The sequence below is a fragment of the Proteus sp. TSJ240517 genome (assembly GCF_047921575.1).
Taxonomy (GTDB): Bacteria; Pseudomonadota; Gammaproteobacteria; order Enterobacterales; family Enterobacteriaceae; genus Proteus.
Map to the genome: position 1 here is coordinate 233,064 of NZ_JBLRMH010000001.1, position 15,858 is coordinate 248,921.

The window sequence follows — 15,858 nt, forward strand, 5'->3', positions numbered from 1 at the left end:
ACCTCAAGCCACCAGAAACAGTGTTACCCTAAACTCTAATCTCTGTCATTTTTTATGAACCTGATTTATCTGTCATAACGGAAGTAAATTATATGTTAACACGCTTTTTTGTTACGGGGACAGATACCAACGTGGGTAAAACTGTTGTAACCCGAGCACTTCTTCAGTCATTAAATCGTGGCGGGTCAACGGCAGTAGGTTATAAGCCTATTGCAACAGAATTACATGAAACGGCTGATGGTGAAGGTAATCGTGACGCTATGATTATTCATAATTCATCACCAGTTGAAGTTCGCTACGACGAAATTAATCCTATTTTGCTTGATAATTGTTATGTTAGCGAAAATGAAATCGATTTTAATAAAATTTCAAATGAGCTCGACAATTTAAGTAAAAAAGCAGAGTGTGTTGTTATCGAAGGTAATGGTGGTTGGCGTTATCTGCTTGATGATAATACTTTTTATTCTGATTGGGTGGTGAAAGAACAAATCCCAGTTGTTTTGGTTGTTGGTATTCAACCAGGCTGTGTCAATCACTCAATATTAACAGCGCAATCTATTATCAATGATGGTTTGAAATTAGTAGGTTGGGTTGCGAACAGAATAAATCCAGGATTACCTTATTACGCGAAAATTGTGGAAAGGCTGTCTCAGCATATTCCTGCACCGCTGATTGGTGAAATCCCGTATTTGTTACGTCCTGAAGAACGTGATCTCTCTTGTTACCTCGATTTAAGTCAGTTGGAAATCGCTGTACCTGCTTAAGAGAGAATATAAATAAGTAACGAAGTGGATTGCTATCTGTTTTTAAACGATACCAAACTTGTTACTTTTAAATGCCTGATGAGTAAATTCATTGGGTGTTTTTGTTTTTTCTGATTTAGTCGCAAACATACTAATGATAAAAATAGCACATAAAATTAAGACTAAATAAGATAGAGCGGATCAGATAAATCAGAAGAGTAGTCATTGATAAACAGTGGAAAGGAAAAGGGCGCTAACATTGCGCCCTTTTTTAACACAAGATTTTATCAACTTATAGATTAATGACGAGTATAGATGATTTTCTTGCTGTCATTTTCGCAAGTTCCAACAACTTTACCTTCTGTTTGTGCAACTTGGTCGTTTTCAACGACAGTTAAAGTAAAGTTAGCGGCTGGCACACCATTATTAACGATTTTTTGTTGAATAGACTCAACGACTTCATCACAACCCGCATTTGCGGCTAAAGGTGCAAATGCAACCAGTGTGGCCATTACTGCAAATACATATTTTTTCATTTCAATCACTCCTTGTTTTACAAAGCAAAACATCACTGTTTTACACGATTTTCTTATGGGTTAACAGGGCGACCCGTATTACTGTCTAAACAACGACGAGTTTCAGGCTCCCAATAAGCGTAGACGTTTGCACTTTTCAGACAAGCATCCCGCTCATCAATGGCTTTATCTACTTTATTAAATTCAATTTTTTCTCGCTGATTGACTTGGGTACGTAGCTCACGCTTTTGATCCCAATCCTCTTTCATTTGTCGAGCTTGTTCTTTATCTAAGACATTATCATAGCCATCACCATTAATGGTTACATTAGTGGAAGCGGCAACAGAAGAAAAAGAAGACACTGATAAACCAAGAAATAAGGAGAACACCATTGTTCTGATAACTTGTTTCTTAGTGAGTGTGTTGATCATGGTTGCTATCCTCTAAAGTTATGTCGCTATTACTGTCAATGACTATTATATCTTAATAATTATAGCTGATGCTTTAATAAAATATGAGTTTTCAGTGCGTTTAGCTCTGACGATGAACACTTAAGCCAGCAAATGATTGGCTAACAGGCATCATTTCTAGGGTATTGATATTCACATGAGCAGGTAATGTTGCTGTCCAATATACCGCTTCTGCCACATCTTCAGGTGTTAACGCATTTGCATTAGCATAAGTTTGCTCAACTTTATTACTATCACCTTTAAAACGAACTAATGAGAACTCTGTACCACCAACAAGTCCTGGTTCAATATCGGTCACACGAACTTTTTTACCTTGGAGATCAGCACGTAATCCTAAACTAAATTGTTTAACAAATGCTTTAGTGGCGCCATAAACATTACCGCCCATATAAGGCCAAGAAGCTGCTGTTGAGCTGATATTAATAACATGACCTTTGTTTCTTTCTACCATAAAAGGAAGAATAGCGCGGGTGACATGAACCAGACCTTTATTATTTGTCTCGATCATCGTATCCCAGTCATCAAGGTTGGCTTTATCGGCGGTATTTAAACCTAGGGCTAATCCTGCATTATTGACTAACACATCAATTTCGCGCCATTTTTCAGGTAATTGAGTGTAAATCTCACTGACTGCTTTTTTATCTGTCACATCTAACTGTAATGGATAAAATTGTTCACCTAGCTCTTTATGCAAGTTATTCAGTTTATCCAAACGACGGGCTGTACCAATAACTTTGTGTCCGTGGCTGATAAAATGACGAGCAATGGCTTCACCAAAACCAGCAGAAGCACCCGTGATAAAAATAATCATTTAATTACCCTCGATAGTTATAATAATTGAAAGTAAAAGGCTATCACTAGAAAGAGTCAAGTTTAAAAGTAGGGTTTGTGATAAATCAGGCTAAAAACAAGATCCTTTTCTTATATGAAAGATTTTTATCTTTAATAATAAGTAAGATTTTTGTTTTCAACTGTAAGATAAGAGGGATTAGATATAGCAATTAACAATGCTGAGACTGGGCTTATTGAGCAACAAACCCAGCCTAGCTGAATAAGACAATATCAGTTATTTTTTACCAACTTGATGACCAATAACGCCACCTAAGACGCCACCACCAATAGTACCCAATGCGCTACCATCAGTTAAAATAGCACCACCGATAGCACCTGCACCGGCTCCAATTGCTGTATTACGGTCGCGTTTTGTCATGCTAGAACAACCCGCAAGTGAAAAAAGCAGAACAGAAGCGACACACAGTGTTCCAACCTTTTTTAACGTGATATTCATTTTTATAAACTCCGAAATAAAGGGCAATATAAAGATATCGTTATCGTATTTACACGAGCATCAGAATATTCGGGAACATAAGGGGAGAAAACTCTTAAAGTGAGTCATAATTCATAACTTATATTTTAAATGCGCTTTATCAAAATAATTTTTATTATCTATATTATTATTCTATGTTCAGAAGAAAAGCATCAATGCACTATGTCATTTATATGAGTTAAGATAACAGCATGATATTAATGAATAAATTTAAGATACTCTCTTCACAATTTGCATCGGGCTATTTTGGTGTAGTACTGGGGATGATAGGTACGGGTATGGCATGGCGCTATGCGGCTAAAGAGCATAACTATCCAGCTTATATTGGTGAAATATTTATTAGTGTGGGTTGTTTGGTTTGGCTAACACTGACGTTATTTCTATTGGGCAAATGGTTATTTCATCGACACGCTATTCTTGATGAAGTTAAACATCCCGTTGCCAGTGGATTTACCAGTTTATTTCCCGCAACAACAGTTTTAGTATCGATAGGTTTAAGTCCTTATTCACCGTTATTTTCTCTTGTATTATTTAGCCTCGGTGCGATTGCTCAGTTAGCGTATTCCAGTTGGCTGATTGGTTATCAATGGAAGGGTGAATATCCTAAAATGGCAACCACACCTGCATTATATTTACCGACAGTGGCGAATAACTTTATCTGTACTATGGCATGTGGTGCATTTGGATTTAATGATTTGGGTATTTTATTTTTTGGCGCTGGCGTATTTTCTTGGTTAAGTTTAGAACCTGCTATTTTAAACAGAATACGTAGTGAAGGGTTAATGGATGAGAAGTCACGGCTCTCATTTGGTATTCAATTAGCTCCTGCTTTAGTTGCCTGTAGTGCATATTTGGCTATCAATGATAATCATATCGACTTCTTCGCTAAAATGTTATTAGGCTATGGCCTATTACAACTTTTATTTATGGTGAGATTAATCCCTTGGTTTGTTAAACAGTCATTTTCATTACCATTTTGGAGTTTTTCCTTTGGTGTCTCTGCGTTAGCAAAAGCATCATTAAATATGAGTATGGCATCTAATAGCCGTTTTATGCAGTTATTATCAACGGCACTATTTATCTTTGCTAATTTAATTATCTTACTACTGATTTGGCATTCATTATTATGGGTTTTTAGAGGGCTAAAAAAATTATGTTGTCCATCTAAAGTATTTTAATAACCATAGAAAAAGAGAGCCTAAACAAGATCCTTTAGGCTCTTTTTATTTTAAGTCGAAAGATAGTTCAATAAAATATTAAAATACTTTAATAGGTAGAATTAAATTCTAATTGGTTTTCTACTTAAAATAGCCACGGTATTACCGATAAACATGGCTGAGTAATATAAAGGAACATAAATCAAACCTAAAGCAACCATCATAATACCAATCGATAACATTAATGCGACAGTGCTATCTGGTGATGTTAACTCTAAAAATCCTTTATCTAATCCAGTTAGAAATATCTTTTCTTGTAACCTTGCATATAACCATGATGCACCAACAAGAACGGCACCGAACCAAAAACTAAGCCAACATAATGCCGAAGTAAAAGACATCATATTATTTTTCATGATTTATTTTCCTTGTCAAATATAAAGCACACAATGAGTTATGATATTTTTTATAAAGATAAGCTCTTAGATTATATCGATAAATAAAAATAGATAAATACATATATGGGTAAGATGGCTAAATTAATATATAAAGAGTGCAAAGTTATTAATTGATTATTTGCTTATGATTTTTTATTACATACATCCACACATAAAGAAATATCGCGAATAATAATCACCTTTTAGGATAATTAGAGATGATTATTAAATAAGGCATCTAAACGTTGATCATCCTGTTTTGAAAAGCGAAGAAGTTCCCAATTATTCACTAACAGCGATGAAAAGAAAACTCATTAACTTTGTTTTCTATGCTTTTTAATTTGATAGACAAAATATCCTATTGCTAACGGTATGACCAATGGAATTAACACCATTATATATAATACACCGCCGCCTTTGGCTCCTCCGCCATTAATATACTCATCGAAAATGTGCTTTGAAAAATAATGAAGAAATATGTCGTCGCTGCATTTTTTAGCGAATGGAAGTAAGGGGATACAGATACAGCTATATGCCGTCTTTAAGTGCCATTTCAGCCATATAAGGAAAAATTAAAGTATTAGTGCATTCTCACCCCATTGGTTATTAAGTCAAGAGAAGTATCTCATCAATAAGGTGAATCGATTCGCTTAACTTTGTTTCATTTGATATAAGTCAACAGGGTATGCTTCCTGTGTGGAAAGGTGATTGCAAAAGTAATCATTAAAACACATATGATTTGACAGATATATGTTGCAAGTGTAATTTAGCTAATCTAAAGAGAGGAGCAAATATGGAACCATTGCAATTATTTAAGGTATTAAGTGATCAAACAAGGCTAGATATTGTGTTGCTACTTAAAGCATCTGGCGAGTTGTGTGTTTGTGACATCTATACAGCCCTAAACTTATCCCAGCCGAAGACTTCTCGCCACCTAGCTATGTTGCGGGAAAGTGGAATATTGCTTGATTCTAAACATGGAAAATGGGTTCATTATCGTTTATCTCCCACATTATTACCGTGGGTGAAAAATATTATTGAAATCACCTACGCGACAGAGAAAAATAAAATAGCAGATTTGCTTAGAACTATTGAAAAGAAAGGAGTGGTTAGTTGCTGCTCTGAATAAAATTTTTTAATTTTATATATATGAAAAAACAGATATGAAGAACTAGAAGATAAGTCTTCTGAAAGAGGTTTTTATGTTTATTGCAGTATTAATATTTGTCCTAACAATCACTTTTGTTATTTGGCAACCTAAAGGTTTAGGTATCGGCTGGAGTGCAACCGCGGGTGCACTAGTTGCACTACTGTTAGGTGTCATTCATCTTCAAGATATTCCTGTAGTTTGGAATATCGTCTGGAATGCAACTGCCACATTTGTTGCTGTTATTATTATCAGTCTGATTTTGGATGAAAGTGGCTTTTTTGAATGGGCAGCACTTCATGTTGCAAAATGGGGCGGTGGTAAGGGTCGTCTTTTATTTAGCTATATTATCCTGCTAGGTGCATCCGTTGCTGCACTGTTTGCCAACGATGGAGCTGCACTTATTTTAACACCCATTGTGATTGCAATGTTGCTCGCTCTTGGATTTAGTAAAGGCACAACATTGGCTTTTGTTATGGCGGCAGGATTTATTGCAGATACCGCAAGTTTGCCTTTAATTGTTTCAAATTTAGTCAATATCGTCTCTGCTGATTTCTTTAATATCGGATTTACGGAATATGCCTCAGTGATGGTTCCGGTTGATATTGCCGCTATTATCGCGACATTAATTATGTTGCATTGGTTTTTCCGCAAAGATATTCCTCAGCAATATGACACCTCTAAATTAGCGATGCCTGCGACAGCGATTAAAGATGTGAAAACATTTAGAGCAGGTTGGTTGGTATTGCTTCTTTTATTGCTTGGTTTTTTCATACTGGAACCGTTGGGTATTCCGATTAGTGCCATTGCAGCTGTTGGTGCCGTAATTTTGTGGTTTGTCGCGGCACAAGGAAAGGCGATTAATACTCGAAAAGTTTTACGAGAAGCACCTTGGCAAATCGTGATTTTCTCCCTTGGTATGTACCTTGTTGTTTATGGATTACGCAATGAGGGTTTGACTCATTATCTATCAGAAGTACTCAACACATTGGCAGAAAAAGGAATATGGGAAGCGACATTAGGAACAGGGTTTATTACCGCATTTTTATCTTCAATTATGAACAATATGCCAACTGTTCTTGTAGGTGCTTTATCTATTGAAGGTAGCAATGCGACGGGTTTAATTAAAGAAGCGATGATTTATGCCAATGTCATTGGTGCCGATCTCGGTCCAAAAATTACACCAATAGGAAGTTTAGCAACTTTATTGTGGCTACATGTATTATCACAAAAAAATATGACCATTACATGGGGCTATTATTTCAAAACGGGCATTATTATGACTATCCCAGTGCTGACAGTAACATTAATTGCTTTAGTACTTAGACTTACGTTAATAAATTGATGGTGACATTATGAGCAATATTACAATCTATCATAATCCAAATTGTGGTACTTCTCGCAATACGCTTGAAATGATCCGAAATAGTGGAATAGAGCCAGAAATTATCCATTATCTAGACACACCACCATCTAAACAGATTTTAGAAAAAATCATTGCTGATATGAATATTTCAGTTCGAGCATTATTACGAAAGAATGTTGAACCTTATGATAAATTAGGTCTTGGTCATATTGATGCTACTGATGAGCAACTTATTGATTATATGCTGCAATATCCAATATTAATCAATAGACCTATTGTTGTGACACCATTAGGAACTCGGTTATGCCGTCCTTCAGAAGTCGTTTTGGATATTCTTCCAAAAGCACAGAAAGGTGCCTTTTCAAAAGAAGATGGACAAAATGTTGTCGATGAAAAAGGGAATAGGCTGATATAAAAGAGTCTATTAACTATTTTTACGGTATTTTACAGTAATAGAAGCCTCGTTAAGACGAGGTTTTCTTATGGCAATTAAGAAGCCAACACCATCTGACTTGAGAAAGAAGGAGGGCGGAAATGACAAAATAAAACACCCGCAAGCAGGTGTTTTATCATATTCAGCAAATATCGCTTATTCTTCGAAGTACCAATATCCTTGATTGATAAATTCGGTTAATTCCGCAACAAAGGCTGGGTTCTTCAATGCTTCACCAAGTCGATCTGCTCCAACTTCTGTAAACTGGCATAATGCATCTGCTCCCTTCGTTTCTTTGGTGGCCCAAGCTTCTGTATTCACAAAGAAATTTTCTCCGATGCGTAGAACGCGCAGTCCGCTTAATCGGACCAGTTTTTCACCGTCATTCAACGCATTCAGTACTTCTTCTGGCTGATAAGGTGGTTCTGAAGGTGCAATATCTAGTTCATGACGCGGTGTAGTTGCAAAACGGCCTAACCACTGTTCAAAATCACCGGGCTTGTTGATCATCTCAATCATCATGGCGCGCAGGCGTTCAACTTCATGAGCTTCCATTATTCCTGCATTGTCGCGTACTGTCAGGTTTGGATCGCCATAATTGATCCCACCCAGATCTTGTTCTAGTGCATAGTCTGCAAAGCTACTCAGCAAATCACGGCCATTTGGTCCACGAAAGCCGACAGAATAATTCATGGTATCTTCAAAGGTGAAGCCATCGTGAGGGAATCCAGGCGGGATATATAAAATATCTCCTGGTGCCATTTCCACATCAATAATTGGCTCAAACGGATCAACATGCAGTAATGCGGGATGAGGGCAGAACTGGCGCATTGGCAGGGCATCACCCACACGCCAGCGACGACGTCCCATCCCTTGAATGATAAAAACATCATAGTTATCAATATGTGGTCCGACACCACCTCCCGGCACTGAATAGGAGATCATCAGGTCGTCAAGACGCCATTCAGGCAACACTCGAAATGGTTTCACCAGTTCAGCTGCTGGCATATGCCAATGGTTGACAGCTTGAACTAGCAGTGACCATCCTTCTTCGCCTAATTCGCTGAAGTCTTCAAACGGACCGTGACTTGCTTCCCATTTGTTGCCAGTGAGGCTAACAAGGCGGCTGTCGATTTCTGGTTCCATTGCAAGACCAGCCAGTTCATCTGGTGTGATAGGATCAACAAAATCAGGAAATGCGTTTTTCAGTACAACAGGTTTTTTTTGCCAGTATTTTTCTAAAAATTCAGGCCAGTTAAGATTCAGTTTGTTAACCATGTGACCACATCTGTATCAATGAGTAAGTTGGTAATTATAGAAGTAATGCATTGTGATATTTTTGTTTGGCGTCAAATGGTAGTTAATAACTGTCAGGGGAATGTTTGTAGCTTTGAAGAAAAAACAAAACTATATTCAAGCTTTAGAAAAAGCATTGGCAAATAAGTGTTAAGTTAAGAATCAACCAACATCATCAACCAGCCAAAAACAGAGATTTCAATGCCTATCCGTATTTGGACACTAAGGTTCGCATAATGTATATTATGTTAAATTGAATTCAATGTATAAACTCAGACTTTGTGAACCTTATTAATACCCCCACATAATGGCCAATTTCGTATCAAACCTTCTCCTTACCTTTTTACATTAAAATACTGAGCAAATATTTAATAGTTAATGATGAACAAAAACGTAACGCTTTTATTTTAATGCATCAACTCGATACTTATTTATCTAATGCGTTGTTATCTTCTATGCGATTAATGGAAGTGAAAAAAGGAGAATACTTAATAACGCAAAATAGCCAAGCAACACATTTATACTGCTTAGTGGAAGGAAAATTACAGATTGAACGCTACGAAATAAATGGTGAGCATGTGGTTTTTTCTTTTGAACAAGCTTTCTGTGTTATTGGCGATTTAGAGCTTTTCTCAGCCAAAGATGAAATGGTGTTTAGTACTGTACAAGCCTTAGTACCTTCTTATTTATTAGCGTTACCACTTTCTATTGTCAGACAAAAAGCATTACAAGATGCAAATTTTTTGACCTTTATTTGCCAACAATTAAGCCAAAAACTTTATCAATCATCGTTAAAACACTCTCAATCCCCCTATTCTTCAGAATTTAAATTACGCCGATATTTATTTTTTAAAACTCAGCAAGAAGGACTCTCTTTTCAATTAGAAAAAAGAGATCCATTAGCGGCAATGCTTGGGATCTCAACCAGACAATTAAACCGCGCGTTAGCACATTTAGTGAGTATTAAAGCGATTACATTAAAGAACAAATCGATAACGGTATTAAATTGTGAATGCTTATCCTACATTGATAATTCAAATGAATAGGTTTTAAATAATAGATATTCGATTGAATATCAACTAATTACCTCATCTCTATCTTGTTCATTTTTTTTGATCCCTTAAAGCAAATGTTTTAAATGGTAATGAAATAAACTTGAGCTACAATTTAATAAACCTGCTGGAATAAACATAAAAAAACTTACTTTCATATCTTTAATTCATTTTAAAAAGAAATAGTTATCTGTATTGCTAATAAAGCGCGGTACGCTCACACCTTTTATTTAATAAAGGGTTAATTCCTTTTAAATAGGAAATCAAAAATCATGAATAAAACTTTCGCGACTGAAATATTTATCAATGGTGAGATCCATACTCTTGATAGAGAAAATCCTATCGCTCAAGCGATAGCCGTCTATCAAGGTAAATTTCTTTTTATTGGCTCAAATGATGAAGCGATGCAGTTTCAAAATGCAGAAACAAAAATCATTGATCTAAAAAAACACATTATTATTCCTGGGCTTAATGACTCGCATCTTCACCTTATTCGCGGTGGATTAAATTATAACCTTGAATTACGGTGGGAAGGCGTACCTTCGCTTTCTATTGCTCTTGAGATGTTAAAGGCACAAGCACAAGTGACACCGTCACCGCAATGGGTGCGTGTTGTTGGTGGTTGGAGCGAATTTCAATTTGCAGAGCGCCGTATGCCAACGCTAGATGAAATAAATGCGGTTTCTCCTGATACGCCAGTTTTTGTATTACACCTCTATGACAGTGCATTGCTAAACAAAGCCGCTTTACGTGCGATTGGTTATACCAAAGAGACTCCCAATCCACCGGGAGGCGAAATTCAGCGTGATGAACATGGCAACCCTACCGGATTGTTGATAGCAAAACCCAACGCTATGTTGCTCTATTCTGCATTAGCAAAAGGCCCTAAATTACCCCTTGAATATCAAGTGAATTCAACTCGTCAATTTATGAGAGAACTCAACCGCCTTGGTGTAACTAGCGCTATTGATGCGGGTGGTGGTTTTCAAAATTATCCTGAAGATTATCAAGTCGTTGATGAGCTTGCCAAGAATAATCAATTAACTATTCGTATTGCTTATAATTTATTTACCCAAAGACCAAAACAAGAATTTGAAGATTTCCAACAATGGACATCAATGGTATCACCTGGTGATGGCAGTGATTTTTATCGCCATAACGGTGCGGGTGAAATGTTAGTTTTTTCTGCGGCTGATTTTGAGGACTTCTTACAGCCAAGACCTGATCTTCCTGAAAATATGGAAGCTGAATTAGAAAAAGTGATCCGTCATTTAGTCGAACATCGCTGGCCATTTCGTTTACATGCCACTTATAACGAATCTATTAGTCGTATGTTAGATGTCTTTGAAAAAGTAAATAAAGACATTCCTTTCGATGGATTACATTGGTTTTTCGATCATGCTGAAACCATCAGTGAGAAAAATATTGAACGCGTTAAAGCGCTTGGCGGTGGATTAGCAATTCAACATCGTATGGCATTCCAAGGCGAATATTTTGCACAACGTTATGGCACAAAAGCACTGAAACAAACACCGCCTATCGCCAAAATGCTAAATGCAGAAGTGCCTGTGGGATTAGGTACAGATGCAACCCGTGTAGCTAGTTACAATCCGTGGACAGCACTTTATTGGTTAGTTTCGGGGCGTACTGTGGGTGGTCTACAAATGTATGACGGCGATAATCGTTTAGACAGAGATACAGCGCTTATGTTATGGACGATGGGGAGTTCATGGTTCTCCAATGAACAAGGTAAAAAAGGTCAAATTAAAGCAGGTCAACTTGCCGATTTTATCGCCCTTTCTGCTGATTATTTTCGAGTGCCAGAAAACGAGATCAAAGCAATTGAATCACTTTTAACGGTAGTGGATGGAAAAATTGTGTATGCAAATGGTGATTTTTCATCATTAACACCGCCGTCTATTCCCGTATTACCAGATTGGTCGCCTGTGATCAAAGTGCCAGGTCATTATTCTTATTTACAACAAGAGACAAAAACAGCGGTATTAAATCAGTTACATCAATGCTGTGGTGCCTGCCATGTTCATGGGCATCAACATGATATCGCTCGCCAATCATCCATTCCTATTTCAGATGATAATGCATTTTGGGGCGCTTTAGGCTGTTCTTGTTTTGCATTCTAATTTTTATGATAACGATGGTCGGTAATTTATTTACCGGCCATTTCAAACAAAGAGAGATAAGACGATGGCAACGCAACGCGCCTCTGCATGGTCGCCCTTACGTAATCGCATTTTTTTCGTATTATGGATGGCAACGCTATTTTCTAATATTGGTACTTGGATGAATGATGTGGGTGCTGGTTGGTTGATGACAAACCTAAGCCCTGATCCCGTTATGATTGCTGCTATTCAAGCCATGACGACATTACCTGTTTTCTTATTAGCACTTCCAGCTGGAGCCATTGCTGATATTTTCGATAAACGAAAACTGCTTATTTTCGTCAATATCTTAATGCTCTGTGCTGCCACTCTATTGGCTGTTTTGGTTTATTTCAATGTTATCAGTATTGGCTGGTTATTATTAATTACCTTTGTTTTGGGTTCTGGTGCGGCGTTTTTAGGCCCTGCATGGCAAGCTATTGTGCCAAGTATTGTCGAGCCTCATGAATTAAAATCAGGTATTGCCTTAAACAGTATGGGAATTAATATCAGCCGTGCAATAGGCCCCGCACTTGCAGGTATTTTGATTTCTCAAGTCGGTCTTTATCTTCCATTTTTACTTAATGCCTTGAGCTTTATCGCCATTATCCTTGCTGTCTGGTGGTGGGAAGGTGAGAAAAAAGAAGAAGAGAAACTCCCTGCTGAATCTGTTGTGGCAGCAATGATCTCTGGTTTACGTTATGCGCGTTATAGCCCCGCGTTGATAAAAACGATTATAAGAGCCACCAGCTTTTTTATTTTTGCAAGTGCCTATTGGGCAATGTTACCGCTAGTGGCTCGTGTCTCATTGCAAGGTGATGCGACATTATACGGTTTATTAACGACTAGCATTGGTATTGGTGCTGTCGTTGGCGCATTTAGCTTATCAACATTACGTGAAAAATTTAGCACCAGCACACTCATTGCTTTTGGCACCATAGGTACAGCTTTGGTGTTATTTATTTTTGCCAGTGCAACTTCAAAATATCTCGCTATTTTCGCCAGTATGCTTGCAGGATTTAGTTGGATAATCACCCTTTCCACATTAATGGTCTCCGCACAAACAGCATTACCTAATTGGGTTCGTGCGAGAGGTCTTGCACTCTATTTAACTGTGTTTTCAGGCTCTATGGCGTTAGGATCTCTCGTTTGGGGATAAATCGCTTCACATACTTCAGTGACGATCGCGTTACTGTGTGCAATGGTTGGGATTATTTTAGTTTGGTTATGTGTTTTGCGTGTCAAATTAGAACACGACAACATCAACTTACAGCATTCAGAACACTTTATTCTTGATGATGGACTTATTGAGATCACAACAGATAAAGGCCCTGTGTTAATTACCGTCAATTATCAAATTGAAGCAATTCACCGTGAGCAATTTCTCAGTTTAATGAATCGACTAAAAACGGTTCGTTTAAGAGATGGCGGTTATTCATGGGGATTGTTTGTTTCATCTGATGCGATTACGGAAAATAACGCTCAAACTTATATGGAAACTTTTATGGTGGCTTCTTGGGCTGAGCATCTTCGTCAACATGATCGCGCGACAATGGATGATAAACAGTTGCAACAACAATTAGATAAAATAATTAGCGCTAAAAAAGTGACACACTCTTTTTCTGCTTTTTCACGTAAGAAGTAATTAATTAGCCAAGCCATTAAAACTTATTGAATTAACTTAATGGCTTGGCTTAATAAACGTTTTATTGATAAACAATCTCAAGATCTAACGTGGCATTTGCTGTTCCAGGAAAAATGTCCTTCTCCATTTGTTTGTAATAACCTCTAAAATTCAATGTTACCTCACCCTCATTTTTTGCAGCACTAATCACGGTATTACGTTTATTTAATTCTAAAGCAGTCCAATTACTGCCATTAACGCTGTACTGTGTTTCAACACCCACACCTTTGGCATTATCAGATGATGTATTTAATGCAAGTACGGTGCTATTTCCTGAAAATGCAGTGCCTTTAGGCGTTAAAATAACGGGTAAACCTTCAGGACAGTCTAAGGTTAAATTCCAATTAATAATAAATAGAAATGGTATTAGTCATTATGGTTAAGGATTTAATGGGTGTGTTGTAATCAACACGTTATGCTGGATAACAATGCATCACCTTTATTTTATTCAGCCTAGTTTATTGCCACTCTCACCGCTTTCTTGTACTCTGCACCGCTTCTTACCTTTGAAATAACTAAAACGTATTTGAGAAAATCATGACAGGACATATTTCTAAAGATCCGCTACATGGCATCACTCTTGAAATGCAAGTAAATGCACTAGTAGCAAAATATGGTTGGGCTAAATTAGGGCAACTCATCAAAATTAACTGTTTTAGAAGTGATCCTAGCGTGAAATCGAGTTTAAAATTTTTGCGCAGAACACCTTGGGCGCGAGCAGAAGTGGAAGCGCTATATCTTGATTCTCTTGAAGCAGATATTGATGATGTGATTGAAGTTATCGATCACCCAGACTGTGATCCGTGGGCGAATAGTAGGAAGAGATAGGCGTTTTTATTTCCCTTTTGCCATGATTATCTCACTCATCCCTAAACTCTTTCGGCGTCATACCAAATTCTTTTTTAAAGATAGAGTAAAAATATTGCAGTGATGGATAGCCACACATCACAGATATTTCTTGTATCGCAAGTGTTGTGGTGGCTAATAAATTTTGAGCCCGTTTGAGCTTTTCTTCATAAATAACCGTATGAATTGTCTTGCCAATTTCCTTTTTAAAGCGTTGTTCTAAATTAGAACGCGACATATTAACCGCATCTAAAACTTGCTCCGTTTTTATCCCCTTGCAAGCATTGTAATAAATATAATGCATAGCCTGTACAACGGTAGGATCGTTAAATGAATGGAAATCTGTTGAACGACGCTCAACAATTTTAACAGGGGGGACTAATATTCTTTGCTGTTTATCTGTTGAGTGCCCTTCTAATGTTTGATGTAAAAGCTTTGCTGCTAAATATCCCATTTGCCGTGAGCCTTGTACAACAGATGAAAGTGCAATGCGCGATAAATAACGAGTCATATCTTCGTCATCAATACCGATAATGCTTATTTCTTCAGGCACATTAATATTTAAATTATCGCAGACTTGCAGTAAATGACGCGCTCTTGCATCGGTGACTGCAATAATCCCTGTTTGTGGGGGTAATGTTTGTATCCAATCGGATAAACGGTTTTGCGCATGTTGCCAATTTTCTTGGGTAATATCCATGCCGTTATAAACAATGCCCGGATATTTTTCACTGGTGACTAATTGACGAAATGCATGCTCTCGTTCATTAGACCAATGAGGGTGATCTTTGGCTGGTAAACCATAAAAAGCAAAGTGTTTAAGCCCTTTTTGCTTTAAATGTAAAAAGGCTTGCTGGACTAATTCATAATTATCTGTGGCGATATAAGGTACAGATGGATAATTTTCTTCTTGATGATAAGAACCACCCACACCAATAACCGCTAATGGTAATTGGCTTAAATGTTTTGTAATAATGGGATCATCAAAATCAGCAATAATACCATCACAAACCCAACGGTTTATATTATCAAGCCGAGTACGAAAATCCTCTTCAATAAATACATCCCAATGACACTGTGATGCTTGAAGATATTCTCCAACACCCTCAACCACTTGTCGGTCATACACTTTATTAGCGTTGAATAACAGCACAATACGAAAGTATTTATCTTTTTTCATTTTACTCTACCTAATTACCCAGCCAGGCATTAAACCACAGCTTTAA

At 37.3% G+C, this 15,858-nt stretch carries 16 protein-coding genes and 1 pseudogene; 9 read left to right on the forward strand and 8 right to left on the reverse strand.

All coding sequences use genetic code 11. The features are described from left to right. The first annotated feature begins 92 nt into the window (after window positions 1–92). Window positions 93–764: a dethiobiotin synthase gene (gene bioD / locus ACNARN_RS01145; protein ID WP_416304024.1), complete on the forward strand. Its 672-nt coding sequence runs from the start codon at window positions 93–95 to the stop codon at window positions 762–764. A gap of 278 nt (window positions 765–1,042) precedes the next feature. Here the strand turns inward: bioD and ACNARN_RS01150 are convergent, their stop codons facing one another. The 4 genes from ACNARN_RS01150 to osmB all read right to left on the reverse strand — a co-directional run bounded on the left by ACNARN_RS01150 (window position 1,043) and on the right by osmB (window position 3,016). After that, window positions 1,043–1,279 (reverse strand): DUF1161 domain-containing protein, encoded by a 237-nt coding sequence (locus ACNARN_RS01150; protein ID WP_099075341.1) that lies wholly within the window; start codon window positions 1,277–1,279, stop codon window positions 1,043–1,045. 53 nt (window positions 1,280–1,332) lie between these two features. Beyond that, window positions 1,333–1,689: a DUF1283 family protein gene (locus ACNARN_RS01155; RefSeq protein WP_088495660.1), complete on the reverse strand. Its 357-nt coding sequence runs from the start codon at window positions 1,687–1,689 to the stop codon at window positions 1,333–1,335. 100 nt (window positions 1,690–1,789) lie between these two features. After that, on the reverse strand, window positions 1,790–2,539 hold the full coding sequence (ydfG, locus tag ACNARN_RS01160) for a bifunctional NADP-dependent 3-hydroxy acid dehydrogenase/3-hydroxypropionate dehydrogenase YdfG (RefSeq protein WP_109374010.1): 750 nt from the start codon (window positions 2,537–2,539) through the stop codon (window positions 1,790–1,792). Window positions 2,540–2,794: 255 nt separating this feature from the next. Next, entirely contained in the window at window positions 2,795–3,016 is a 222-nt protein-coding gene (gene osmB, locus ACNARN_RS01165) for an osmotically-inducible lipoprotein OsmB (RefSeq protein ID WP_109374011.1), read from the reverse strand. Between the two features lie 239 nt (window positions 3,017–3,255). On the opposite strand from osmB, the gene tehA reads away from it, so the two are divergent. Further along, entirely contained in the window at window positions 3,256–4,233 is a 978-nt protein-coding gene (gene tehA, locus ACNARN_RS01170) for a dicarboxylate transporter/tellurite-resistance protein TehA (RefSeq protein ID WP_232799490.1), read from the forward strand. A 101-nt stretch (window positions 4,234–4,334) separates the two neighbouring features. On the opposite strand, the gene ACNARN_RS01175 is transcribed toward tehA, so the two are convergent. After that, window positions 4,335–4,616: a hypothetical protein gene (locus ACNARN_RS01175; protein ID WP_416304025.1), complete on the reverse strand. Its 282-nt coding sequence runs from the start codon at window positions 4,614–4,616 to the stop codon at window positions 4,335–4,337. Window positions 4,617–5,442: 826 nt separating this feature from the next. Here ACNARN_RS01175 and ACNARN_RS01180 point away from each other — a divergent pair. From ACNARN_RS01180 to arsC, 3 genes are all read left to right on the forward strand, one after another. After that, window positions 5,443–5,778 carry a metalloregulator ArsR/SmtB family transcription factor gene (locus ACNARN_RS01180; RefSeq protein ID WP_198632706.1) on the forward strand — a complete coding sequence of 112 codons (336 nt, stop codon included), beginning with the start codon at window positions 5,443–5,445 and terminating at the stop codon, window positions 5,776–5,778. Window positions 5,779–5,851: 73 nt separating this feature from the next. Continuing rightward, a complete protein-coding gene (locus ACNARN_RS01185; protein ID WP_198619537.1) occupies window positions 5,852–7,141 on the forward strand; it encodes an arsenic transporter in 1,290 nt (429 codons plus the stop codon). Window positions 7,142–7,151: 10 nt separating this feature from the next. Continuing rightward, a complete protein-coding gene (gene arsC, locus ACNARN_RS01190) occupies window positions 7,152–7,577 on the forward strand; it encodes a glutaredoxin-dependent arsenate reductase (protein WP_198619536.1) in 426 nt (141 codons plus the stop codon). A gap of 174 nt (window positions 7,578–7,751) precedes the next feature. Here arsC and ACNARN_RS01195 read toward each other — a convergent pair whose 3' ends face one another. After that, entirely contained in the window at window positions 7,752–8,873 is a 1,122-nt protein-coding gene (locus ACNARN_RS01195) for a JmjC domain-containing protein (protein ID WP_416304026.1), read from the reverse strand. 428 nt (window positions 8,874–9,301) lie between these two features. On the opposite strand from ACNARN_RS01195, the gene ACNARN_RS01200 reads away from it, so the two are divergent. The 3 genes and pseudogenes from ACNARN_RS01200 to ACNARN_RS01210 all read left to right on the forward strand — a co-directional run bounded on the left by ACNARN_RS01200 (window position 9,302) and on the right by ACNARN_RS01210 (window position 13,747). Continuing rightward, the gene (locus ACNARN_RS01200) at window positions 9,302–9,937 is read left to right on the forward strand and encodes a Crp/Fnr family transcriptional regulator (RefSeq protein WP_198625609.1); all 636 of its coding nucleotides are present in this window, start codon (window positions 9,302–9,304) and stop codon (window positions 9,935–9,937) included. A 278-nt stretch (window positions 9,938–10,215) separates the two neighbouring features. Further along, window positions 10,216–12,084, forward strand: a complete 1,869-nt coding sequence (locus tag ACNARN_RS01205; protein WP_040133175.1) for an amidohydrolase — start codon at window positions 10,216–10,218, stop codon at window positions 12,082–12,084. Window positions 12,085–12,211: 127 nt separating this feature from the next. Continuing rightward, window positions 12,212–13,747: pseudogene (locus tag ACNARN_RS01210) on the forward strand (MFS transporter). A gap of 61 nt (window positions 13,748–13,808) precedes the next feature. On the opposite strand, the gene ACNARN_RS01215 reads toward ACNARN_RS01210, so the two are convergent. Then, window positions 13,809–14,153: a fimbrial protein gene (locus tag ACNARN_RS01215; protein ID WP_416304161.1), complete on the reverse strand. Its 345-nt coding sequence runs from the start codon at window positions 14,151–14,153 to the stop codon at window positions 13,809–13,811. Between the two features lie 170 nt (window positions 14,154–14,323). Here ACNARN_RS01215 and ACNARN_RS01220 point away from each other — a divergent pair, with 170 nt between their 5' ends. Continuing rightward, window positions 14,324–14,614: a VF530 family DNA-binding protein gene (locus ACNARN_RS01220; protein ID WP_040133173.1), complete on the forward strand. Its 291-nt coding sequence runs from the start codon at window positions 14,324–14,326 to the stop codon at window positions 14,612–14,614. Between the two features lie 31 nt (window positions 14,615–14,645). Here ACNARN_RS01220 and ACNARN_RS01225 read toward each other — a convergent pair whose 3' ends face one another. Beyond that, on the reverse strand, window positions 14,646–15,812 hold the full coding sequence (locus ACNARN_RS01225) for a XylR family transcriptional regulator (protein WP_040133172.1): 1,167 nt from the start codon (window positions 15,810–15,812) through the stop codon (window positions 14,646–14,648). Between the last annotated feature and the right edge of the window lie 46 nt (window positions 15,813–15,858).

Coding starts and splice junctions, on each gene's coding strand:
- ACNARN_RS01195 (WP_416304026.1), bottom strand. CDS start 8,873: ATGGTTAACAAACTGAATCTTAACTGGCCTGAATTTTTAGAAAAATAC.
- ACNARN_RS01180 (WP_198632706.1), top strand. CDS start 5,443: ATGGAACCATTGCAATTATTTAAGGTATTAAGTGATCAAACAAGGCTA.
- ACNARN_RS01225 (WP_040133172.1), bottom strand. CDS start 15,812: ATGAAAAAAGATAAATACTTTCGTATTGTGCTGTTATTCAACGCTAAT.
- osmB (WP_109374011.1), bottom strand. CDS start 3,016: ATGAATATCACGTTAAAAAAGGTTGGAACACTGTGTGTCGCTTCTGTT.
- ACNARN_RS01185 (WP_198619537.1), top strand. CDS start 5,852: ATGTTTATTGCAGTATTAATATTTGTCCTAACAATCACTTTTGTTATT.
- tehA (WP_232799490.1), top strand. CDS start 3,256: ATGAATAAATTTAAGATACTCTCTTCACAATTTGCATCGGGCTATTTT.
- ACNARN_RS01205 (WP_040133175.1), top strand. CDS start 10,216: ATGAATAAAACTTTCGCGACTGAAATATTTATCAATGGTGAGATCCAT.
- ydfG (WP_109374010.1), bottom strand. CDS start 2,539: ATGATTATTTTTATCACGGGTGCTTCTGCTGGTTTTGGTGAAGCCATT.
- ACNARN_RS01220 (WP_040133173.1), top strand. CDS start 14,324: ATGACAGGACATATTTCTAAAGATCCGCTACATGGCATCACTCTTGAA.
- arsC (WP_198619536.1), top strand. CDS start 7,152: ATGAGCAATATTACAATCTATCATAATCCAAATTGTGGTACTTCTCGC.
- ACNARN_RS01150 (WP_099075341.1), bottom strand. CDS start 1,279: ATGAAAAAATATGTATTTGCAGTAATGGCCACACTGGTTGCATTTGCA.
- ACNARN_RS01200 (WP_198625609.1), top strand. CDS start 9,302: ATGCATCAACTCGATACTTATTTATCTAATGCGTTGTTATCTTCTATG.
- ACNARN_RS01155 (WP_088495660.1), bottom strand. CDS start 1,689: ATGATCAACACACTCACTAAGAAACAAGTTATCAGAACAATGGTGTTC.
- bioD (WP_416304024.1), top strand. CDS start 93: ATGTTAACACGCTTTTTTGTTACGGGGACAGATACCAACGTGGGTAAA.
- ACNARN_RS01175 (WP_416304025.1), bottom strand. CDS start 4,616: ATGATGTCTTTTACTTCGGCATTATGTTGGCTTAGTTTTTGGTTCGGT.